Source organism: Streptomyces sp. NPDC058985, from assembly GCF_042740985.1.
Lineage (GTDB): Bacteria > Actinomycetota > Actinomycetes > Streptomycetales > Streptomycetaceae > Streptomyces.
This window is the reverse complement of sequence record NZ_JBHYJX010000051.1, coordinates 1-21,277: the sequence shown is the minus strand read 5'-3', so window position 1 is coordinate 21,277 and position 21,277 is coordinate 1. Positions and strand designations below refer to the sequence as shown.

General features: G+C 72.4%; 20 protein-coding genes. 13 read left to right on the top strand and 7 right to left on the bottom strand.

Annotated elements, in window-relative coordinates; all coding sequences use genetic code 11:
* Positions 1-9 precede the first annotated feature (9 nt).
* Positions 10-1,014 (bottom strand): GlxA family transcriptional regulator, encoded by a 1,005-nt coding sequence (locus ACFW01_RS32250; RefSeq protein ID WP_384509621.1) that lies wholly within the window; start codon positions 1,012-1,014, stop codon positions 10-12.
* A 147-nt stretch (positions 1,015-1,161) separates the two neighbouring features.
* Between ACFW01_RS32250 and ACFW01_RS32245 the strand changes: the two genes are divergently transcribed.
* The 4 genes from ACFW01_RS32245 to ACFW01_RS32230 all read left to right on the top strand — a co-directional run bounded on the left by ACFW01_RS32245 (position 1,162) and on the right by ACFW01_RS32230 (position 5,572).
* Complete coding sequence (locus ACFW01_RS32245) at positions 1,162-1,752, top strand: cysteine hydrolase family protein (protein ID WP_234954217.1); 591 nt, start codon at positions 1,162-1,164, stop codon at positions 1,750-1,752.
* Positions 1,752-2,483, top strand: coding sequence for a cysteine hydrolase family protein (locus ACFW01_RS32240; RefSeq protein ID WP_384509583.1), 732 nt, complete (start codon positions 1,752-1,754; stop codon positions 2,481-2,483). The genes ACFW01_RS32245 and ACFW01_RS32240 overlap by 1 nt, the downstream gene beginning before the upstream one ends.
* A 133-nt stretch (positions 2,484-2,616) precedes the next feature.
* Complete coding sequence (locus ACFW01_RS32235) at positions 2,617-3,762, top strand: hypothetical protein (RefSeq protein ID WP_234954221.1); 1,146 nt, start codon at positions 2,617-2,619, stop codon at positions 3,760-3,762.
* 154 nt (positions 3,763-3,916) lie between these two features.
* Positions 3,917-5,572 carry a hypothetical protein gene (locus ACFW01_RS32230; RefSeq protein WP_234954223.1) on the top strand — a complete coding sequence of 552 codons (1,656 nt, stop codon included), beginning with the start codon at positions 3,917-3,919 and terminating at the stop codon, positions 5,570-5,572.
* Here ACFW01_RS32230 and ACFW01_RS32225 read toward each other — a convergent pair.
* Entirely contained in the window at positions 5,526-7,631 is a 2,106-nt protein-coding gene (locus ACFW01_RS32225) for a bifunctional glycosyltransferase 87/phosphatase PAP2 family protein (RefSeq protein WP_234954225.1), read from the bottom strand. The genes ACFW01_RS32230 and ACFW01_RS32225 overlap by 47 nt on opposite strands.
* Positions 7,632-8,041: 410 nt before the next feature.
* Between ACFW01_RS32225 and proP the strand changes: the two genes are divergently transcribed.
* Both proP and ACFW01_RS32215 read left to right on the top strand, forming a co-directional pair.
* Positions 8,042-9,430 (top strand): glycine betaine/L-proline transporter ProP, encoded by a 1,389-nt coding sequence (proP, locus tag ACFW01_RS32220; RefSeq protein WP_384509578.1) that lies wholly within the window; start codon positions 8,042-8,044, stop codon positions 9,428-9,430.
* Positions 9,431-9,806: 376 nt separating this feature from the next.
* On the top strand, positions 9,807-10,478 hold the full coding sequence (locus tag ACFW01_RS32215; RefSeq protein WP_234954229.1) for an O-methyltransferase: 672 nt from the start codon (positions 9,807-9,809) through the stop codon (positions 10,476-10,478).
* A 16-nt stretch (positions 10,479-10,494) separates the two neighbouring features.
* Here ACFW01_RS32215 and ACFW01_RS32210 read toward each other — a convergent pair whose 3' ends face one another.
* Positions 10,495-10,887, bottom strand: a complete 393-nt coding sequence (locus ACFW01_RS32210) for an FHA domain-containing protein (RefSeq protein WP_234954231.1) — start codon at positions 10,885-10,887, stop codon at positions 10,495-10,497.
* Positions 10,888-10,982: 95 nt separating this feature from the next.
* Here ACFW01_RS32210 and ACFW01_RS32205 point away from each other — a divergent pair, with 95 nt between their 5' ends.
* Positions 10,983-11,390 carry a DUF1992 domain-containing protein gene (locus tag ACFW01_RS32205; RefSeq protein WP_384509574.1) on the top strand — a complete coding sequence of 136 codons (408 nt, stop codon included), beginning with the start codon at positions 10,983-10,985 and terminating at the stop codon, positions 11,388-11,390.
* Between the two features lie 10 nt (positions 11,391-11,400).
* On the opposite strand, the gene ACFW01_RS32200 is transcribed toward ACFW01_RS32205, so the two are convergent.
* Together ACFW01_RS32200 and ACFW01_RS32195 are read right to left on the bottom strand one after the other, a co-directional pair.
* Positions 11,401-12,015: a hypothetical protein gene (locus ACFW01_RS32200; protein ID WP_384509571.1), complete on the bottom strand. Its 615-nt coding sequence runs from the start codon at positions 12,013-12,015 to the stop codon at positions 11,401-11,403.
* A gap of 3 nt (positions 12,016-12,018) precedes the next feature.
* Complete coding sequence (locus ACFW01_RS32195) at positions 12,019-12,687, bottom strand: hypothetical protein (RefSeq protein WP_234954237.1); 669 nt, start codon at positions 12,685-12,687, stop codon at positions 12,019-12,021.
* Positions 12,688-12,860: 173 nt separating this feature from the next.
* On the opposite strand from ACFW01_RS32195, the gene ACFW01_RS32190 reads away from it, so the two are divergent.
* Together ACFW01_RS32190 and ACFW01_RS32185 are read left to right on the top strand one after the other, a co-directional pair.
* A complete protein-coding gene (locus ACFW01_RS32190) occupies positions 12,861-13,361 on the top strand; it encodes a GNAT family N-acetyltransferase (RefSeq protein ID WP_384509568.1) in 501 nt (166 codons plus the stop codon).
* A gap of 885 nt (positions 13,362-14,246) precedes the next feature.
* A complete protein-coding gene (locus tag ACFW01_RS32185; protein WP_234954241.1) occupies positions 14,247-15,059 on the top strand; it encodes a peptidoglycan-binding domain-containing protein in 813 nt (270 codons plus the stop codon).
* A gap of 16 nt (positions 15,060-15,075) precedes the next feature.
* Here ACFW01_RS32185 and ACFW01_RS32180 read toward each other — a convergent pair whose 3' ends face one another.
* Complete coding sequence (locus ACFW01_RS32180) at positions 15,076-15,741, bottom strand: HAD-IA family hydrolase (protein ID WP_384509564.1); 666 nt, start codon at positions 15,739-15,741, stop codon at positions 15,076-15,078.
* A 194-nt stretch (positions 15,742-15,935) separates the two neighbouring features.
* On the bottom strand, positions 15,936-16,517 hold the full coding sequence (locus ACFW01_RS32175) for a TMEM165/GDT1 family protein (RefSeq protein ID WP_234954245.1): 582 nt from the start codon (positions 16,515-16,517) through the stop codon (positions 15,936-15,938).
* A gap of 422 nt (positions 16,518-16,939) precedes the next feature.
* On the opposite strand from ACFW01_RS32175, the gene ACFW01_RS32170 reads away from it, so the two are divergent.
* The 4 genes from ACFW01_RS32170 to ACFW01_RS32155 all read left to right on the top strand — a co-directional run bounded on the left by ACFW01_RS32170 (position 16,940) and on the right by ACFW01_RS32155 (position 20,879).
* Entirely contained in the window at positions 16,940-17,584 is a 645-nt protein-coding gene (locus tag ACFW01_RS32170; protein ID WP_234954249.1) for an HNH endonuclease family protein, read from the top strand.
* Between the two features lie 87 nt (positions 17,585-17,671).
* The gene (locus tag ACFW01_RS32165) at positions 17,672-19,306 is read left to right on the top strand and encodes an alkaline phosphatase D family protein (protein WP_234954251.1); all 1,635 of its coding nucleotides are present in this window, start codon (positions 17,672-17,674) and stop codon (positions 19,304-19,306) included.
* A gap of 268 nt (positions 19,307-19,574) precedes the next feature.
* Positions 19,575-20,030, top strand: coding sequence for a DoxX family protein (locus ACFW01_RS32160; protein WP_384509560.1), 456 nt, complete (start codon positions 19,575-19,577; stop codon positions 20,028-20,030).
* A 210-nt stretch (positions 20,031-20,240) separates the two neighbouring features.
* Positions 20,241-20,879 (top strand): VTT domain-containing protein, encoded by a 639-nt coding sequence (locus ACFW01_RS32155; RefSeq protein WP_234954255.1) that lies wholly within the window; start codon positions 20,241-20,243, stop codon positions 20,877-20,879.
* Positions 20,880-21,277 lie beyond the last annotated feature (398 nt).

The window sequence follows — 21,277 nt, the reverse complement described above, 5'->3', positions numbered from 1 at the left end:
ACGTGTGCATCACGTCCGGTTGTCGGACGAGTTCGTCCGGAACCTGCGCCGGTACTCCGTCGGGGTCGTGTCGAGGCGGCGGCGGAACGCCCTGACCAGGGTGTCGACGGTGCCGAAGCCGCAGGCGGAGGCGACCCGTTCCAGGGTGGCGTCGGTGGATTCGAGCTGGTGGCGGGCCGCCTCGACGCGGGCGGACTCGATGTAGGCGTGCGGGGTGGTGCCGAGTTCGGTCTTGAAGATACGGGTGAGCTGGCGGTCGCTGACGTGGAGGCGGGCGGCGAGGTCGGCCACGGTGAGCGGTTCGGCGAGGTTGCGCATGATGTGGTGGCGGAGGTCCTCGACCCGCCGCGTCGTGGAGACCTGCTCCAGGGGGACGCTGAACTGGCTCTGCCCGCTCGGCCGCTTCAGGTACATCACGAGCTGCCGGGCGACGCGCAGGGCGACGTCCTCACCCAGGTCGTCGGCGATCAGAGCGAGTGAGAGGTCGAGGCAGGCGCTGATGCCCGCGCCGGTCCAGACATCGCCCTCGCGGATGAAGATCGGGTCGGCGTCGACCTCGATGGCCGGATGGTCCTCGGCCAGTTGCCGAGCGGTCGACCAGTGGGTGGTGGCGCGCTTGCCGTCGAGCAGCCCGGCCGCCGCCAGGATGTGCGCTCCGACGCAGACGGACGTCACCCGCCGGGTGCGGGCGGCCAGTTGCCGCACCACCTCCACCACGCCGGGATCGGTGAGCGGGTGCACATGGCGCTGGTCGTCCACCTCGACCGCGCCGGGCACGATCAGGGTGTCGACGGCCCTGGTGAGCAGGGAGCCGAAGGTGGCGTCGGGCAGGACGCGGACCCCCGCGCCGGTGGTGACCGGGTCCATGGTCTCGGCGGCGAGGACGACGTCGTAGCCCGCCGCCTCGTCCGTCTCCCGCCGGGCCAGGGAGAACACCTCCGGTGGCCCGGTGACGTCGAGCAGGTCGACGCCCTCGAAGAGGACGATGACGATCAGACGGCTGACGGTGTGCACGAGACCCCCCACGCTCGGCGACAGCGATGTCGGTATCTGCATGTTAGACGACATTGCCGACACCACCGGCGGGGCCATAACGTCATGAGCGCAGGTCACCGCGTCGGTGAACTGCCCATCCCGACACATGACTTCAGGCGGTCACCCATGCCCAGAACAACCCTGCGCCAGCTCAACGGCTTCGACGACACCCCCGCGAAGCTCGCCGGCTCGACCCTGGTCCTCATCGACTACCAGAACACCTACACGACCGGTGTGATGGAACTGGACGGCTGGCAGGACGCGCTGGACGCCGGTGCCCGGCTCCTGGCGCGGGCCCGCCAGGAGGGCGCGAAGGTCGTCCACGTCGTCAACGACGGCGGCGAGGGAACCCCGTACGACATCCGGGCCGAGATCGGCGCGATCCACCCGAGCGTCGCACCGCTCGACGGGGAGCCCGTCGTCGTCAAGAAGGCGCCGAACGCGTTCGTCGGTACGGACCTCGACCAGCACGTCGACGTCGCCGGCCACACCGACCTCGTCATCGCCGGCTTCATGACGCACATGTGCGTGGCCTTCACCGCCCAGGGTGCCTTCCTGCGCGGCAACCGCCCCACGGTCGTCGCCGACGCGTGCGCCACCCGTGCGCTGCCGGTCGCAGGCGCCGAACTGGACGCCTGCCAGGTGCACCGCAGCGCCCTCGCCACCATCGCCGACCTGTACGGGGTCGTCGTTCCGTCGCAGAAGGAGATCTCCTGATGAAGCCGTCCCGTCCGGCCGCCGCGCTCGCCGCCGTCGCCGTCCTCGCGGTCACCGCCACCGCGTGCGGCGGTGACTCCGAAGCCGCCACCGCCGAGGACCGGCCGTCGGCCTCCGCCGCCACCGCGACCCCCGGCACCGACGTCGCGAAGGACACGACGACGCTGCGGCAGCTCAACAAGTTCGACGAGACGCCGGCCACGCTCTCCGACGCGACGCTCATCCTCGTCGACTACCAGAACACCTACACGTCCGGCGTGATGGAACTCGACGGCTGGCAGCCGGCCGTGGACAACGCCGAAGCGCTGCTGAAGCGGGCCCGCGCGGCGGACACGCCGGTCATCCACATCGTCGACAAGGGCTACGACCTGAAGTCGAAGGCGGGCCAGATCATCCCGGCGCTCAAGCCGGCCAAGGGCGAGCCCGTCGTGGAGAAGAGCGTCCCGAACGCGTTCCACGGCACCGACCTCGCCGAACAGGTCGAGAAGGCCGGCCACAAGAACGTCATCGTCGCCGGATTCATGACCAACATGTGCACCCTGTTCACCGCTCAGGGCGCGTTCCTCAACGGCAACGCCCCGACGGTGGTCGCCGACGCCTCCGCGACCCGGCCGCTGCCGCTGAAGGGCAAGCCGAACGGCATTCCCGCCGAGCAGGTCCACGAGGCGGCCCTCGCCACGGTCCAGGACCTCTACGGAGTCGTGGTGCCGTCGCAGAAGTCCCTGACCTGAGTCCCCACCTCACCACCCCACCCTGAAATACCCCACCTTGAGATCCCCCCACCCTGAACTCCCCCCACGCTGTTCCCCCCCCCACATCGCCACATGGCAATTCCACTCACTGAAGAAAGCAGAACAACGGGGCATGGCAACACGTAGAGGTTTTCTGGGTACCGCGTCGGCCGTCGGGGCGGCAACGCTGTTCACCGGCCAATCGGCCTCCACCGCCTCGGCGGCCACCGCGGGAGTCACCGCGACCGACGAGAAGGCGGCACGCGACGCGATACGCGCCGTCAACGCGAGAATGCGCGCCAACTACGCGGCACTCAAGAGCGAACTGACGACGCAGCTCAGTCCCGTCATCATCGTTTCCAACAACGCGGTCGGCGGACGCTTCACCCTCATCAACAACGGCAAGCAGGTCGAGACCGTCGACCCGGTCCCGGAGTACTTCGAACTGGCCAAGTCGATCGCCCACGTCCCCCTGGGCGTCTTCTCGGTGCTCGCCGCCTACCTCAGCGACCAGGTCCCCAACATCCCCAACGCGGACCGCATCGACCCGCACGACCTCGACATGGTCGTCACCAAGGCGCCCGGCGACAAGGGCTGGATCACCCCGCTCAACGCCTTCAAGTCCACACTCCGGACGGCACACACCAGGCTCGGCACCGCGAACCTCCCCCTGGACCTGGAGAACTCCTGCGACAAGATCCTCGGTGAGGCCGTCAAGTTCATCGACGCCTCGGTCGCGGCCGAGTCGTTCGACATGGTGTCGTTCAACCGGTTCGCCGCGGCGGTCTACCCGTCCATCCGCGTCAACATGACCTTCGCCGCCACCGCGCAGATCACCGGCATCGAGGGTCTCATGAAGCGGTGGCGCGCGCTGATCGGCGAGAAGGCGTGGAGCGACCTCTACGTCACCGTCCTGTCGATCTGGACCACGGCCGAGCTGAACCAGGCGTCCATCATCATCCGCCGCACCATGAACCAGGCGAAGGTGGGCACCCACCTGATCGATCTGCCGACCGTGGAGACCCCCTCGGACCCGATCTTCGTCGCCCTCGACAACCTGGCCCGCATCGTCCAGGACAACGTCGCCGCCGAGATGGTCTTCAACACCGACCTCACGGTCGCGGACGCCCTCAAGGGCAAGGAGGACCTGCTCTCCGACGAGATCCTCCAGCAGATCGGCGGCACGGCGCCCACCGCCAGGACCGCGTCCTTCGGTACGGCGGCAGCGACGGCGACGGCCGGCGCCTGCCCGATCACGGGGCGCACCGCGGCAGTGTGATCACCGGGCGTCCCCCGCTTCCGGGGCGGGGGACGCCCCTCCGCGCTCGCACCAACCGGACATGACCGGTCCCGGTCAACGTTTCTGTTCGATTTATCGTCTTCGCACGTGCACCAGCCGTGCACCCCGATGACGCCGAACGGAAACCCCGACCGTGTTCCCTGCCGAACTCACCGTCCCCAGGCCCGATCGGCGTCAGGAGAGACGCCCGAGCGATGTCCTGCGTGCCTTCGGGCACCGGCATCGCGTGCCGTTGCTCGTCACGGTGCCCATCATTCCGCTGTACGCGGTGTGGTGGGCGTTTCTCGCCACCGGCGGCGGCGACCTCGCCGCCCAGCAGGCGTGGGCGGACTTCGCGTCGCGGCACGGGGGTTCGGCGTACGGGCTGTTCTGGTATGGCGGGATGCACACCGCCAACTACAGCGTCGTCTCACCGTACTTGATGGCGCTGTTCGGGGTGCGCACCGTCACGCTGGTCTCCGGCCTGGCCGCCTCCTGGCTGGCGGCCGTGCTGATCGTGCGGTGCGGGGCGCGCCGGCCGCTGTGGCCCGCGCTGCTCGCCTCGCTCGCCCTGTGGTGCAACGTCGCCTCGGGCCGGACCACCTTCGCGCTCGGCGTCGCCTTCGCCGTGGCCGCCTGTGTGCCGCTGGTCCGGGAACGGAGGCTGTGCCTCGCCGCCGGTTACGCGGCGCTGGCCACCCTGGCCTCGCCGGTGGCCGGGCTGTTCCTCGCCGTGGTGGGGGCCGGGTACCTGATGGTGCGGGACTGGGGGCGCGCCCTCGTGCTCCTCATACCCCCGGCCGCCGTCGTAGGGCTGACGACGGTGCTGTTCCCCTTCAGCGGGGAGCAGCCGATGCCGGCCGGCCGCATATGGCCGCCGGTCGTGCTCGGCCTCGCCGTCACCGTGCTGGCCCCGCGTACCTGGCGGGTCGCCCGGTGGGGCGGGGCCGTCTACGCGATCGGCACCGTACTGACGTACCTCGTCGCCTCACCGGTCGGGACGAACGTCGAACGGTTCGCGCAACTGTTCGCGCCCGCCGTGCTGTGCGCGGCCCTGCTCCACGGCCCGCCGCCGTCCGTGACCGCCCGGCTGCGGCGCCTCGTGCGCGGGCTGCTCGCCGTCGCGCTCGTCTTCTCGGTCGGCTGGGTGGGCAAGAAGACCGCCGACGACCTGCGGGAGTACACCGTGGTGCCCGCCTGGGCGGCCGAGACGGACGGGGTCGTGCGGGCGCTGGAAGGGCTGGGCGCCGACCGTACGCGGGTGGAGGTGGTGCCCGCCCGCGACCACCGCGAGGCCGCCCGGCTCGCCCCGCACGTCAATCTGGCCCGGGGCTGGAACCGGCAGCTCGACGTGGAGCGCGCCCGCCTCTTCTACGACGGCAGCTTCTCCGCGGCCGCCTACCGGGCCTGGCTGGACCACTGGGCGGTCGGTTTCGTCGTCCTCCCCCTCGGCAAGCCGGACGGCCCGGCCAGGGCCGAGGCGGCGCTGGTGCGCGACCCGGAGCTGCGGCCCGACTGGCTGGAGCCCGTCTGGCAGGACGCCCACTGGAGGGTCTACCGGGTGCGGGACGCCGTACCGCTCGTCTCCACCCCCGGCACCGTCGTGACCAGCACCGGCGTCGACCTCGTGCTGCGCGTGGACCGGCCCGGCGCGGTGACCGTGCGGGTCGCCTGGTCGCCGTGGCTGCGGTCCGACGGCGGCTGCCTCGCGCGCCACGGCGATTTCACGCGGCTGACCGTCGCGGCGCCGGGTGAGTACCGGCTCAGCTCCCGGTACGGTCCTTCGCCTGACTCGGCGGATCGCTGCTGACGCCGTCCGAAGCGGGCCGGGGCTCGGGCGTGTTCGCGGTGGCCGCCGCCGTGAGGGTCCTGGCCCGCGGGCCCTGGAACAGGTACGTCAGTCCGAAGCCCGCGGCCACCACGGCCGCGCCGCCCACCGCGTCCAGGAGCCAGTGGTTGCCGGTCGCCACGATGGCCGAGGCGGTGAAGAGGGGGTGGAGCAGGCCCAGCGCCTTCATCCACATCCTGGGCGCGATGACCGCGATCGCCACGCCGCACCACAGCGACCAGCCGAAGTGCAGCGACGGCATCGCCGCGTACTGGTTGGTGAGGTGCGTCAGGGTGCCGTAGTCCGGCTTCGTGAAGTCCTGCACGCCGTGCACCGTGTCGATGATGCCGAGCCCGGGCATCAGCCGGGGCGGGGCCAGCGGGTACAGCCAGAAGCCGACCAGGGCCAGCAGGGTGGCGAAGCCCAGGGAGGCGCGGGCCCAGCGGTAGTCGACCGGACGGCGCCAGTACAGGACGCCCAGGACGGCCAGCGGGACGACGAAGTGGAACGACGTGTAGTAGAAGTCGAAGAAGTCCCGCAGCCAGCCGACCTTCACCACCGCGTGGTTGACGGCGTGCTCGATGTCGATGTGCAGGAAGCGCTCGATGTCGAGGATCTGCCACCCGTGCTCCTCTGCGCGGGCCCGGCCCGCCGAGTTGCTGCCGCCGGTCGCCGCGAGGCGGACCTGGGAGTAGGCGGCGTACGTGACCCGGATGAGGAGCAGCTCCAGGAGGAGGTTGGGGCGGGTGAGGACCCGGCGCAGGAACGGGAACAGGGGGACGTGCTTGAAGCGGGTCGGGACCGCCGGGGCGTGGCTCGTCGGGACCGGCGTGTCGAAGTACGGCGACGTGCGGGGCAGGAAGGGCACGGCGACGGCGGCTGCCAGCGCCGCCAGCAGGACGACGTTGTCGCGCAGCGGGTAGAGCGCGGCCATGTTCGGCAGCATCATCTTCGCGGGCAGCGTCATGACCAGGACGACGGCGACCGGCCACACGTACCGGTCGGAGGCGCGCTTGCCGACCCGGCCGACCAGGGCGGGCAGCACCCACAGCAGCTGGTGCTGCCAGGTGGCCGGGGAGACCACGACGGCCGCGCAGCCGGTCACGGCGACCGCGAGCAGCAGCTGGCCGTCGCGGGCGTAGCGCACCGCGCGGCGCAGGGCGAGGACGGCGACCGCCGCGCCGAGGAGGATGAAGAGGACGATCTCCACGGGGCCGGAGAGGCCGAGCCGCAGCAGGGCGCCGTGCAGTGACTGGTTGGCGAGGTCGTCGGCCTCGCCGCCCAGGCCCACGCCGGCCATGTGGTGCACCCAGTAGGTGTACGAGTCCTGTGCCATGGCCGCCCAGGCGACGGCGGTACAGGCGACGAACGTGACCCCCGTGGCCACGGCGGCGCGTCTGCGGTCGGTGAACCACAGCAGGGGGACGAAGAGCAGCACGGTCGGCTGGAAGGCCGCGGCGACGCCGATGAGGACGCCGCCGATCCGGTCGCCGTGCGCGCCGCGTACCGCGAAGCAGCCGGCCAGGACGAGCAGCACCGGGATGATGCTGGTCTGGCCGAGCCACAGCGCGTTGCGCACCGGCAGGGACAGCATCAGCAGGCTGACGGCCACGGGCGCCGCCAGCAGCGCCGTACGGCGGCCGACGGGCTGCGGCAGGGCGCGGGCGGCGACCAGGCCGAGGGCCACGACCAGCAGCAGCGAGCCGAAGGTCCAGCCCCAGCCGAGGGCCTGCTCGGCGGCGCGGGTGAAGGGCTTGAGGACGAGACCCACGAAAGGGGTGCCGGTGAACTGCGTGGATTCGTACAGCGACCCCTTCACATGCAGGACGCCGTGCTCACCCACCCAGGTCTCCAGGTCCGTCAGGCGTTCGCCGCGCGGTGTGCCCAGCACCGCGGCCAGCTGTCGTGCGGCGAGGACGGCGGCGATCAGCCACAGGCCCAGGCGCGCGGCGCGCAGCCTCGCTCTGGTCGCGTCGGCGGCCGACGCCGCGGACACTCCGAAGGACTCCGCCGGTCGCCCACTGTGCTCCGCATTCGCCACGCCTCGTCGGCCTCCCGCCCCGTAGAACCGCCCGTACCGCGCCCGTGTACGCAGTGTGTCTTTCCTGCGAACCCTACGAGGCTCGCACCACCCCCGGGAGGAGACGCAGGCAACCCCCGCTCTGCCTGACCGCCGACCGCGTTTCGTTCCGCGTTTTCCGGGACCTTTTTCGCGAGAAGGATCACAGGTCGCGGCGTACGCGGTGGTCCGCGGCGCGCGGACGTCCCTGCATGTACGCCGTTTTGGTGCACAGTGCAACGAAAAGCATACCGGGCGTAAGCGGCGGATCAGCGCCTATGGTCGCTTTTCCTCCCGTGGCCGAGTACCGCGGGCTCTTTCCGGCCCGGCGACAGCGCCGCCGTGCGGGTCGTGGCGTCCCTGTCCCCGTCGAAAGGTAGGCGAGCGAAGTTTTGTCGGCCGCCCACGTCGCCGTCGCGTCGTCCCCCCAGGTCTCCTCGTCCCCGTCCGCGTCGCCTTCCGGCGCCGAGCCCACTGTCACCGATCCCGCGCTGGTCAGGCGTGCCGTCAAGGCGGCGGCGCTCGGCAACGCGATGGAGTGGTTCGACTTCGGTGTCTACAGCTACATCGCCGTGACGCTCGGCAAGGTGTTCTTCCCCTCGGGCAACCCGACGGCACAGCTCCTGTCCACGTTCGGTGCCTTCGCGGCCGCCTTCCTGGTCCGGCCCCTCGGCGGCATGGTCTTCGGGCCGCTCGGGGACCGGGTGGGGCGGCAGAAGGTGCTCGCCCTGACGATGATCCTGATGGCGGCGGGCACGTTCGCGATCGGGCTGATTCCGTCGTACGCGACGATCGGCGTGTGGGCGCCGGTGCTGTTGCTGGCCGCGCGGCTGGTGCAGGGGTTCTCGACCGGGGGTGAGTACGCGGGCGCGTCCACCTTCATCGCGGAGTACGCCCCGGACAAGCGGCGCGGGTTCCTCGGGAGCTGGCTGGAGTTCGGCACGCTGGCCGGGTACATCGGCGGCGCGGGTCTGGTGACCCTCATGACGGCGCTGCTCTCGGACGGCGACCTCACGTCCTGGGGGTGGCGGATCCCGTTCCTGATCGCCGGGCCGATGGGCATCGTCGGGCTGTATCTGCGGATGCGGCTGGAGGAGACGCCGGCGTTCGCGGCCGAGGTGGCGAAGGCGGAGAAGGAGCGGCCGAAGGTGCCGCTGCGGGAGATGGTCACCGGGCAGTGGCGGGCGCTGCTGCTCTGCGTCGGTCTGGTGCTGGTCTTCAACGTCACCGACTACATGCTGCTGTCGTACATGCCGAGCTATCTGACGAGCGAGCTGAAGTACGACGAGACGCACGGGCTGCTCGTGGTGCTGGCCGTGATGGCGCTCATGATGGTCGTCCAGCCGTTCGCGGGGGCGCTGACCGACCGGGTCGGACGGCGGCCGGTGATCGCCGCGGGCTGCGCGGGGTTCCTGCTGCTGTCCGTCCCGGCGCTGCTGCTGATCCGCGAGGGCAGCCTGGTGGCCGTCGGGCTGGGGATGGCCGCGCTGGGGCTGCTGCTCGTGTGCTTCACGGCTTCGATGCCGTCCGCACTGCCCGCGCTGTTCCCCACGCGGGTGCGGTACGGCTCGCTGTCGATCGGGTTCAACGTGTCCGTGTCCCTGTTCGGCGGGACGACGCCGCTGGTGGTGACGGCGCTGATCGGGGCCACGGGCGACATGATGATGCCCGCGTACTACATGATGGCGGCGGCTGTGGTCGGCGGCGTCGCGGTGTGGTTCATGTCGGAGTCGGCGGGGCGGCCGTTGCCGGGGTCGGCACCGGCGAGGGCGCCGCACTGACGCCTGACGGCGGCCTGTGGCTGCTTCGGTGGGGGTACGCGTAGCGCGGTGCGTTGCGCGTCGGGGCCGCGCCATACGCGGCTCTCCGCTTCCGCAGCTGCGGGCAGTCGTGCCTCCCCCAGTGCCTGAACGGCCTGGGAGGTTCCCCCAGGGGCGGCACGGGTGGGCGATGGGGGTCCCCCCCCCGCTCGAGCGAAGCCGAGCGTGGGGGAGGTACCCGGCCGGCGCCGGCCCGCGACACCCACCCCGCGCCCACACCCACGCCGGGTGCGACTGAAACACGCCCACCGGAACGCCCGGCACGCCTCTACCCCACGGCATATCTTCGTCAGCGCATCTGCTTAGGAAGACTAACGACGCACACGAGAGGCCCGTCATGAGCGAGTCGCAGCTCTGGGAAGACGTCGACGCCTACTTCATCAGCCATCTCGCCCCCGACGACCCCGCGCTGGAGGCCGCCCTGCGGGAGAGCGAGACCGCCCAGCTGCCGCCGGTGAACGTCACCGCCAACCAGGGCAAACTCCTCCAGCTCCTCGCCCAGATCCAAGGCGCCCGCACCATCCTGGAGATCGGCACCCTCGGCGGCTACAGCACCATCTGGATGGCCCGCGCCCTGCCCGCCGACGGCCGCCTCGTCACGCTGGAGTACAGCGCCCGGCACGCCGAGGTCGCCACCCGCAACATCGCCCGGGCCGGTCTCGACGCCCTCGTCGACGTACGCGTGGGCCCCGCGCTGGAGTCGCTGCCGAAGCTCGCCGACGAGAACCCGGCCCCCTTCGACCTGGTCTTCATCGACGCCGACAAGGGCAACAACCCCCACTACCTGGAGTGGGCCCTCAAGCTCACCAGCACCGGCAGCCTCATCGTCATCGACAACGTGGTCCGCGGAGGGCGGGTCGCCGACCCCGACGACACCGGCGACGACGTACGTGGCACCCGCGCCGCCATCGAACTGATCGGCGCCCACCCCAGGCTCAGCGGCACCGCGGTCCAGACCGTCGGCGGCAAGGGCCACGACGGCTTCGCACTGGCACGCGTGCTGGCCTGAACGACCGCTTCCGGTCCTACACCTCGTGATAGAAGCCGACGTTGACGCTGCGCGGCTCCGACCGGTCCTGGACCACGATCTCGCCGCTGCCGCCCCTCGGCAGCGGCACGGTGCCGCCGTACGCCACCGGCTGCACGTGCGGACCCACGGTCAGCCGGACCTCGGAGGACGGATCCGGCTGGGAGCCGCGCAGCCAGGTCAGCCGCCACGTGCCGTCGGGACCGCAGCGGAACTCCAGGTGGACCCGGGAGACGAACAGCCAGTCCTCCGGCGTCGACAGCCGGCACACGGACTTGTCCCGGCCCACCCGCAGCACCGCGTCCGGCTCGCTGGGCGACTCGGCCATCTGCATGCCGGCCGTGGCGCCCGCGTCCGCCGCGGTGACCGTGGCCATGGTCAGTTCGAGCACGTGCGCTCCTTCGAAGACCTCAGGACGTCCGCCGTTGGATTGTCGCCGCCGAATGATAGATCGGCCGGTGGCACGGTGTCCGGCACAATGGGGTCATGACCGAGCGAAAGCCACCTGGCGTCGACTTCGAGTCCTGGGTCGACAGACAGATTCGCGAGGCGGAGGCGCGCGGCGAGTTCGCCGGCCTCGCCGGCGCGGGCAAGCCCCTCGCGAGCGAGATGGACAGCACCTACGACGAACTGTGGTGGGTGAAGCGGAAGATGGCCCGCGAGGGCTTCTCCGTGCTGCCGCCCGCCCTCGCCCTGCGCAAGGAGGCGGAGGACGCCCTGGAGGCGGCCCTGAAGGCGCCGTCGGAGCGGGTGGTCCGCCGGATCATCGAGGAGGTCAACGTCAAGATCCGCGACGTCCTGCTCAAGCCGCCGCCCGGCCCCCCGCTGGGCAGGAAGCCCTTCGACGTCGACGAGGTCGTACGTCAGTGGCGGGAGCGCCGGGCGGAGCGGTGACGCCTGCGCGTCACAGGCGCATCATGCGGTCCGCCAGCTCGCGGTAGTCCCGCAGGGCCAGGCGGAGTTGTTCGGTGTCGGTGCTCGGTGCGCGGCCGTCCTCGCCGGCGTCCTGCCAGGACGTGCGCAGGGTTTGGCGACGGTGCGTCACCGCGTCCGCCAGGCGCGCGGCGAGCTCCTCCAGGACCCGGTCCGCCTCCTCGACGGAGGCGCGCGGCGCGTCCACGAACCCGGCCACCGCGTGGTGCAGCCGCTGGCCGAGCTTGTCGCCCTCGCCGTGCGGGAGGAGCGGACCCGCGACGTCGTGAGCGGGGGTCGTGGGAGTGGTGTGGGTGGTGGGCGTGGTGTGGGCGGTGGGAGAGGTGTGGGTGGTGGGGGCCTCGGGTGTCGCTGAGGCGTCAGGGTGGGCAGGGGTATCTGAAGTGGCGGGAGTTACGGGGGTGACCGCTGTGACCGGGGCTTCCTTGAGCGGGGCTTCCTTGCGCGGGGCTCCGGTCTTCGGTGCGGGCGTGGCCTCGGGGGCAGGGGTGCCTGGAGTGCCCTCGGAGACCGGGGTGGCCTTGGGGAGCGGGGTGGTGGCCTTGGGGTCGGGGGTCTCGCCGGGGTTTCGGGTCACGTCGGGCATGCCTCAGCTCTCCTTCGGCCGGCGCTTGCCGAGCGACCACGTGTGCGGGGCGCGGGCCGCGGGGGCGGGTTCGCCGGTGTCCTTGGCGGTGCGGGGACGGTCGGTCTCGTGCCGGCCCGGGCGGACCAGCTCCTCGAACAGCGCGCGGGCCGCGACCATTGACTCGCGCAGCTCCTCCGTCTCCGTGCCGCTCTCCTGGGCGCCGTCCGCGCTCGTGTGCGTCACGCGGTGCACGCGGCGGTAGCCGTCGACCTGGTGGGCGTGGTGCACGGACAGCGCCGCGAGCTGCTCCTCGTACTGGTCGCCGCCCGGGAAGCCCCGGACTCCGGCCAGTTCCGCGAGCAGCCGGTCGGCCTCGCCGACCGCCTCGCGCGGCGAGTCGACGAAGCGCTCCTGGGCGGCGGTCCAGCGCGCCTCGAAGCGTTCGCGCTCGGCGGACTCCAGCGGCCGCGTGCGCAACGACCCGTGCCGCTCGACCCGTTCGCCCAGTTCACGTTCGGCGGCCTTGGTGTCGCCGTCGTGCCGGGCCACCGCCCGGTCGTACTCCGGCCCGAAGCGGCGCTTCAGGCTTCCGCCGTGCTGGGGACCCCGTGCTCGCTGCGCAACGACGGCCGCGACGACGAGCACGGCCGCCACGATCACGATCAAAGCGATGATCACGCCTGTGGACATGAGTGCCTTCCGAGTTTCGGCCCTACCGGCTCTCCGAACTGGCCGGTTCGCCGTTCGTGTTGCCCCGGACCGCGCGCTCAAACGGCCGTCGGGGCGCGCCGCCCGTACACCGCTGGGAGCCGGTGGGAAAATGCGCTTGCCCGGCGCGCCGGTTCTCTCCCGACAATGTGCCCATGACCTGGACCATCTCCCCGGAACCGTACGACTCCCCCGTCGCCGCCGCCCTCTGGCGTGCGTATTACACGGAGGTCAGCGACCGCTGGTACCTGCTGCACGAGGGGCGGCGCACCGACCCCGGCGAGCTGGAACGCGAGATCGCGGCGGAGTCCGGCGCCGAACTCGTCCCGCCCCGCGGGCGGTTGCTGGTCGCGCGGTACGGCGGTGAACCGGCCGGCACCTCTGGCGTACGGCTGCTGGACGCCACCACGGCCGAACTGACCCGGGTCTTCGTGTACGAGGGGATGCGGGGCCGGGGCGGTGCGGCGCTGCTCGTGCGGGCCGCCGAGGACGCGGCACGGGCGCTCGGGGCGGCCCGCATGATCCTCGACACGCGTACCGACCTCGTCGAGGCCCGCACCCTCTACGCACGCCTCGGCTACACCGAGACCGAGGCCCACAACGAGAGCCCGTACGCCCAGCACTGGTTCGCGAAAGGACTCCACGCTGCCGCTTGAACGGCCTGTTCCCCTCAGCGGAAGCCGACATTCCGGGGGCTCGCGCGCGGAAGTGTGGAGAATATCTGCATAATCTCTGGAGTTCGCGAGGGGAGTCGCGAGGGGAGGGACGGACGCGTGGAACAGGAGCGGCCCACGGGGGCCTCGTGCCCGGAGTGCGGCACACCCAGAGAGGCGGACAACACGCCTTCCTGCGGCTGCGGATCACGGGCGTCCGACGCCCTGCGCGACGCGCGCACGGCACAGGCGGCAGCGGCCGAGGACTTCAACCCGCTGCGGATCCGGCCGTATGTCGAACTGGACGGCGGGGCCGCCTTGCGGGGTGCGGGCCCTTCGGGGGGCGGGAGTCCTTCGGGGGCCAGTCCTTCCGGGGCCGGGAGTCCCTCCGGGGCCGGGAGTCCCTCCGGGGCCGGGAGTCCCTCCCACGGTGCGGGTCCGGGGGGTGCGGGTCCGGGAGGCGCGGCCACGAGGCCTGGGGCCAGGGGGGCTGCGGTCCCAGGGACTTCACGTCCCGGGGGTGCGGCCACAGAAGCTACGGTCCCGGGGACTTCACATCCCGGAGGTACGGTCACGGAAGCCACGGTCCCGGGGACTTCGGCTCCAGGGACTCCGGCCACGAGGGCTACGACTCCGGGGACCGCGCCCGCGGAGGCCGCGGCTCCAGGGACGAACCCCCCGGGGAGCAGGGTCTCGGAGGGCCCGGCAGCGGAGGGCGGCACGCCCTCGGGGGCCGCGTCGTCGAGGACTTCGGCTCCCGGGAGCGGGTCTTCGGGGGCTCCGGCAACGGAGGGCGCGCCCTCGGAGGCCACCTCGTCCGGGGCCACGTCGACGGGGGCCACCCCCGCCGGGGATGCGGCTTCGCACGGCACGGACCCGGACGCCACCATGACGCTGCGCGCCGTCGACGCCGGGCCGCCCGGCGTCGCCGCCGAGGCGACCTCCGCGCTGCCCACCCCGCTGGCACCCTCGGCCGCCCCACCCCGCGCCCACGACCTGCGCCTGTTCGAGACCGCGGCCACCGCGCCCGTACCGTCCGGCGCGGGACCCTCGGACGGCTCCGGCGGGCGCCGCTCGCGCAGGCGGCGCAAGGGCATGCTGCTGAGCGCCGCCTGCGCGGTCGTGGTCGTGGTGGGTGCCGCCGGGTACGCGAGCGGGCTGTTCTCCTACGAGGCACCGTCACGGGACGGAGCGCTGCCGGACGAGGTCCGGGCCGGCGTGCCGGACTCGTCGCCCAGTGAGGGCACCCCGACCGCGGGAACGAGCGCCACCCCCGCCCCGCAGGCCGGCTCCGCGACGCCGTCCCCGTCGGCCCCCGCGTCCGCCACCGCGAGCCCGTCGGCCTCGCCGACCCCGTCGGCATCGAGCGCGTCGCCGTCGCCGTCCCGGTCGGCCGAACCGACGCCGAGCGCGACGGCCACGGCGACCGAGAAGGCCCCGCAGGAGTCGGAGGACGACGACCGCGACTTCTACGGCGGAGAGGGACTGCGGCGCGGCGACCGGGGCCCGGAGGTCGTGGAACTCCAGCAGCGGCTGGCCCAGTTGTACCTCTACACCGGTGACATCGACGGCAGCTACAACCACCGCGTCGAGGACTCGGTCCGCACGTACCAGTGGGCTCGCGGCATCCGCTCCGACGACCTCGGCGTCTACGGACCGGACACCCGGCGCCAGCTGGAGTCGGAGACGCGCGAGCCCTGAGGCCGCGGCCGGGAGGTCAGCCGATGTGCAGCCGCAGGCCGCCGTCGGCGCCGGCCTCCACCCGTACCGCCGTCAGGTCCTCCACGACCACGTCCGGACCGTGGAAGCCGGCCCGCGGGCCCACGCCCACGACCCGCATCCCGGCGGCCCGGGCGGCCGCGATGCCGGCGCCGGAGTCCTCGAAGGCGACGCAGTCCGCGGGGGCGATGCCCAGTTCGGCGGCGCCCTTGAGGAAGCCCTCGGGGTCGGGCTTGCTGGCCCCGACCGACTCGGCGGTGACCCGGACGTCCGGCTGCGCGAGCCCGGCGGCGGCCATCCGCGCGGTCGACAGCGCCACGTCGGCCGAGGTCACCAGGGCGTGCGGGAGACCGCGCAGCGAGGCGAGGAAGTCCGGCGCGCCGGGGATCGCCACGACGCCCTCGGTGTCGGCGGTCTCCTCGGCGAGCATGCGCGCGTTGTCGGCGTGGTTCTGCTCCATGGGCCGGTCCGGCAGCAGCAGCGCCATCGAGGCGTAGCCCTGCCGTCCGTGGACGACCTTCAGGACCTCGTCGCCGTCCAGCCCGTTCCGGTCGGCCCAGCGCCGCCAGACGCGCTCGACGGCGGCGTCCGAGTTGACGAGGGTGCCGTCCATGTCGAGCAGCAGGGCGCGGGCGGGCAGAACGGTGCTGGCGGTGGCCGTCATCGGCAGTCTCCAGGGGTGCGGGGAGGAAACAAGGCGGCCCCGCCCGCCGGTCAGGGAGAACGGGCGGGAGCCACTTTGTTCATCCACGGTACAAAACAGACCGGGGATCGCGCCACCGGGCCGCCGGAACGGCCGGACTGTTCACACGGCGTTCAGTTCGCACACCCCCGCGGAGGGCGGCGGAAACGCGCGGCTCAGCCGGCGATCGCCTCCCACAGGCTCCACACCCCGAGCCCCAGCATGAGCAACGCCGCGACCTTCGTGATCAGCCGCAGCGGAACCCGCTTCATCAGCGCCTTGCCGCCGACGATGCCGAGCCCGGCCACCGCCCACAGCGCCAGCACCGCGCCGAGGCCGACGGAGAGCGGGTCGTCGTAGCGGGCCGCCAGGTTGGCGGTCATGATCTGCGTGAGGTCGCCGAACTCGGCGACCAGGATGAGCATGAAGCCCGCCCCGGAGACCTTCCAGAAGGACTGGTCCTCCGGCTTGCGGATCTCCTCGTCCTCCTCGTCCTTCTTCATCAGCAGCACGGCGGCGCCGCCCAGGAACAGCACACCGGTCAGCGCGTGCACGAGCTGCTGCGGCAGCAGGGTCAGCACACTGCCGGCCGCGACCGCGAGCACGACGTGCAGCGCGAAGGCGGCGGCCACGCCCGCGAAGACGTAGGAGGCGCGGTAGCGGGTGCCGAGGACGAGGCCGGCGAGCGCGGTCTTGTCGGGCAGTTCGGCGAGGAAGACGACGCCGAAGACGAGCGCCGTCACGGTCAGGCTGATCAAGATTCCTCAATCGGTCGGGGCCACCCCACCGAGAGTGCTGATTCCCGCGGACTTCACCATGTCCGCGTCGCGCGACGCCTCGGCACGGCAGCGCACTGGTCCGCCCCCGCCGTACGGCACGGGCGTGCACTGCTTGCCGAAGGTCTCGCTGGCCGGCCTCGCGTACGAGGCCTGCCTCCGGGCGCCGGCTCAGACGAGCTGAGCAGTATGTCGACGGTCCGGCGAAGAGCTACTCCCCTTCTGCGCCGTCCATAGTACGCGAACCCCTGTGCGGCTCCGAGGGCCGAAAGTCCCGTCGCGCTTATGGACGTGCCATGCACACGTCACTAACTTCTAACCGACCGCACATCTGTGCGCCATGCGGCGTCGCGAGCATTCCCCCTGCCCGCGTCCCAACACCCCCACACCCCAAGGGAGTTCGCATGCCGAAGTTCTACGCGCGTCGACGGCTCGGTTTCCTCGCCGCGTTCACCGGCCTCATAGCCTCGGCCGGGCTGCTCAACGGCCCGGCCGCCTCCGCCGCCCTCCCCACCCCGGTCAGCGCCGCCACCGCCCGCTCCTACCTCGCCTCCCTCACCGTGGCCACCGAGAACCGCACCGGCTACGACCGCGACCTCTTCCCGCACTGGATCACCCAGTCCGGCTCCTGCAACACCCGCGAGACCGTCCTCAAGCGCGACGGCTCGGGCGTCGTCACCGACTCCTCCTGCGCCGCCACCAGCGGCAGCTGGTACTCCCCCTACGACGGCGCCACCTGGTCCGCCTCCGGCGACGTCGACATCGACCACCTCGTCCCGCTCGCCGAGGCCTGGGACTCCGGCGCCGGCTCCTGGAGCACCTCGCGGCGCCAGTCCTTCGCCAACGACCTGACCCGCCCCCAGCTCCTCGCGGTCACCGACAACGTCAACCAGTCCAAGGGCGACCAGGACCCGGCCACCTGGATGCCCTCGCGCTCCGCCTACCACTGCACCTACGTCCGCGCCTGGGTCCAGGTGAAGTACTACTACGGCCTCTCGGTCGACTCCGCCGAGAAGTCGGCCCTGCAGAGCCGGCTCGCGAACTGCTGACGCACCGTCCACCAACTGTTCGGCGCGGATCCTCCCCACCGGCCTCCGTCGTTCCGTACCGTACGGGGCGACGGAGGAGGGATCATCATGGCCGGACTGCGCCTGGGGCCACTGCTGAGGTACACCGACGGCTCGTGCGCGACCGTCTGGGTCGAGACGAACCGGCCCTGCACCGCCGAGGTGCGCTGCGCCGACGGCGCCCGCGGCACCACCCGCACCTTCCAGATCGCGGGGCACCACTACGCCCTGGTCACGGTGAGCGGCCTGACCCCCGGTACGTCGACGGAGTACGAGGTGCTCCTCGACGGCACCCGCGCGTGGCCGCCGCCCGACTCGCCGTTCCCGCCGTCCGTGATCACCTCACCCACCGAGGAGGCCGGCCTGCGCGTCGCCTTCGGCTCCTGCCGCTGGGCCGCGCCGCCCGCCGGCGGGAAGGATTCCGTGGGCCCGGACGCGCTGGACACCCTCTCCGCCCGCATCGCGGGCGCCCCCAGGGGCGAGCGGCCCGACGTACTGCTCCTGCTGGGCGATCAGGTCTACGCCGACGAGGTCTCCGACGCCACGCGGCAGTGGATCGCCGGCCGCCGCGACCTGAACGAGGCCCCGGGCGATCAGGTCGCCGACTACGAGGAGTACACCCGCCTCTACTACGAGTCCTGGCTCGACCCCGAGGTGCGCTGGCTGCTCTCCACCGTCCCCAGCTGCATGATCTTCGACGACCACGACGTCATCGACGACTGGAACACCTCGGCCGCCTGGCTCGCCGACATGCGCGCCACCGACTGGTGGCGGGAACGCCTGATGAGCGGACTGATGTCCTACTGGGTGTACCAGCAGCTGGGCAACCTCTCCCCGGACGAGCTGGCCGCCGACCCCCTCTACGCGGCCGTCCGGGAGACCCCCGACGGCACCGACGCCCTGCGCGACTTCGCCGCCCGCGCCGACGCCGAGCCGGCCTCCGTCCGCTGGAGCTACCGGCGCGACTTCGGCCGCACCCGGCTGGTCATGGTCGACTCCCGCGCGGGCCGCGTCCTGGAGGAGGACCGCCGCACGATGCTCGACCCGGGCGAGGCGGCCTGGCTGCGCGAACAGGTCCTGGACGGGCGGGACTCCTACGACCACCTGCTGATCGGCACCTCCCTGCCCTGGCTGCTGCCCCACCTGGTGCACGACGTGGAGAACTGGAACGCCGCGATGTGCGGCGGCGAACGGGGCGCCCGCTGGGCGCGGCGCGGCGAGCGGATCCGGCGCGGCGCCGACCTGGAGCACTGGTCCGCCTTCCCGTCGTCCTTCGACGCCCTCGCCGACCTGATCGCCGAGGCCGGTACGGGGCCGGGGGCGCCCGCGACGATCAGCGTGCTCTCGGGCGACGTGCACCACGCCTACGTGGCCGAACCGTCCTGGGAGGGCCGCACGCCCGACGCCCGGGTGACCCAGCTGACCTGCTCCCCCGTCCACAACTCCGTGCCACCCTCGATCCGCCTCGGCTTCCGCTTCGGCTGGAGCGCCCTGGCCCGTGCCCTCGGGCGGCGCATCGCCCGGCACGGACGGTGTGCGCCGGCCGCGGTCAGCTGGCGCAAGACCGGCGGGCCCTGGTTCGGCAACCAGCTGATGACGCTGACCCTGAGGGGGCGTTCGGCACGGCTGCGGCTGGAGCAGGCCCGGACGGATCGGGGCGGCGGCATCACCCTGCGGACGGCCATGGAGCGGGATCTGACGTAGGGCGCGAGATCTGGCGTAGGCGCGCGGTCGGCATTTACGGGAGGGGACCGCCGGGTATGAATTGAGTCACGTCGGCGGGCCTCGGCCCGAGCGTGGGAGCGCTCCCACCTGCGGAGGGGGCCGGGGCGCCGGCGTGATCCCACGTCACCCTGTGGCCAAATGTTGAACTTGCAAGCACTAGTTAGGTCGACCTAACGTGGGCAGCCCACTCGGTTCCGTCCCCCACCGGTCCCTCCCGGACCGGCTCGACCGAAGGAGCACCCCCCACATGTCCGGACGCCTCGACAACGCCCAGCCCTACGCCCTCGGCCTGTTCCGCATAGTCGTCGGCCTCCTCTTCGCCTGCCACGGAGCCGCCTCCCTCTTCGGCGTCCTCGGCGGCGCGGGAGGCACCGGCGGCACGATCGACTCGGGCACCTGGCCCGGCTGGTACGCGGCCGTGATCCAGTTGGTCGGCGGCACTCTCGTCCTGCTCGGCCTCGGCACCCGCGCCGCCGCGATCGTGTCCTCGGGCTCGATGGCCTACGCCTACTTCAAGGTGCACCAGCCGGGCGCCCTGTGGCCGATGGAGAACGGCGGCGAGGCCGCCGCCATGTTCTGCTGGGCCTTCCTCCTGCTCGCCTTCACCGGCTCCGGCGCCTTCGGTCTTGACCGGCTCCTCGCGCGACGCGGCGCGGAGCGGGAGGAGACCGCCGCGGAGCGGCAGACGCCGGTCGCGGCCTGACCCCGGCCACTGCGGGCGCTCTTGGCGGCCCACCGCGACCCGAGGGCGTGCACGACCCCTCCGAGGTGAACGTCCCGTGCCGAACACACGAGCCCCCTGTGAACCCTCTGTCACACCCCACGCGTACGCTGTATGGCTGTGATGGGCCGCTCCGAAGCCCCCGCGTCTCGCGGCACGGTCCGGCCCACGGGGGAGTAACGGGGAGTTGTGGTGGTCGAGAGTCTGGGAAGTATCGGGTCGCTGGTCAGCAGCCCATGGATCTATGCCCTGGTGGCCGTCTCGGTGCTCCTCGACATCTTCCTCCCCGTGCTGCCGAGCGGTGTCCTGGTGATCACGGCGGCGACGGCGGCGGCCGCGGGTTCCGGCGCGGCGGCTGCCGGGCGGGGACCGGAGGACGTTCCCGACATCCTCGTCCTGACCCTGTGCGCGGCGACCGCCTCCGTCCTCGGTGACCTGGCGGTCTACCGCCTCGCCTGGCGCGGGGGGCCGCGCCTGAACCGCGCCATCGCCCGTTCCCGTCGGCTGACCACGGCGCAGGAACGTCTCGGCGGCGCCCTCGCACGCGGCGGCGGCGCCCTGGTCGTCCTGGCCCGGTTCGCCCCGGCGGGCCGCTCGGTCGTCTCGCTCGTCGCCGGCACCGCGCACCGCCGGATCCGCGAATTCCTCCCGTGGTCCGCCCTCGCCGGGCTGGCCTGGGCCGCCTACAGCGTCGCGCTCGGCTACTTCGGCGGCCAGTGGCTCGGCGCGACCTGGCTGGCGGCGGCGGTGTCCGTGGCGGCGCTGTTCGGCGCGGGAGCGGGAGCGGCGTACCTGATGCGGCGCCAGCCTCGGGCTTCGGAGGCGTCGTAAGCGGGGCGACGTGGGCGGGGGCACCGCCGGCGGGGGCGTCGTACGCGGAGGCGCCGCAGGCGGGGGCGTCGTACGCGGGGGCGTCGTAGGCAGGGGCGTCACAGGCGGGGCGTCGCAGGCAGGGGCGTCGACCGGGTGCCGCAGGCGGGGTGTCACAGGCCGAAAGTGCCCGGGGAGCGCGTCGGCCGCTCCCCAGCCGGAGAAGTCGGCCGCTCGCCGACCGGAGAATGCGCGTCCCGGGGACGCCGTGAGCCGCAGGCGGCGTACCGGCGTCAAGGCGTCCTGAGGCGCACTTCGCAACTCAGGGGTGCCCGAGCGGCAGGTCTCGCACCTCAGGAGCCCCTGGCCCACGGCCTCGTGGCGCGGAGACCCCGCCCGTACCGGCGGCTTCGCCGGCG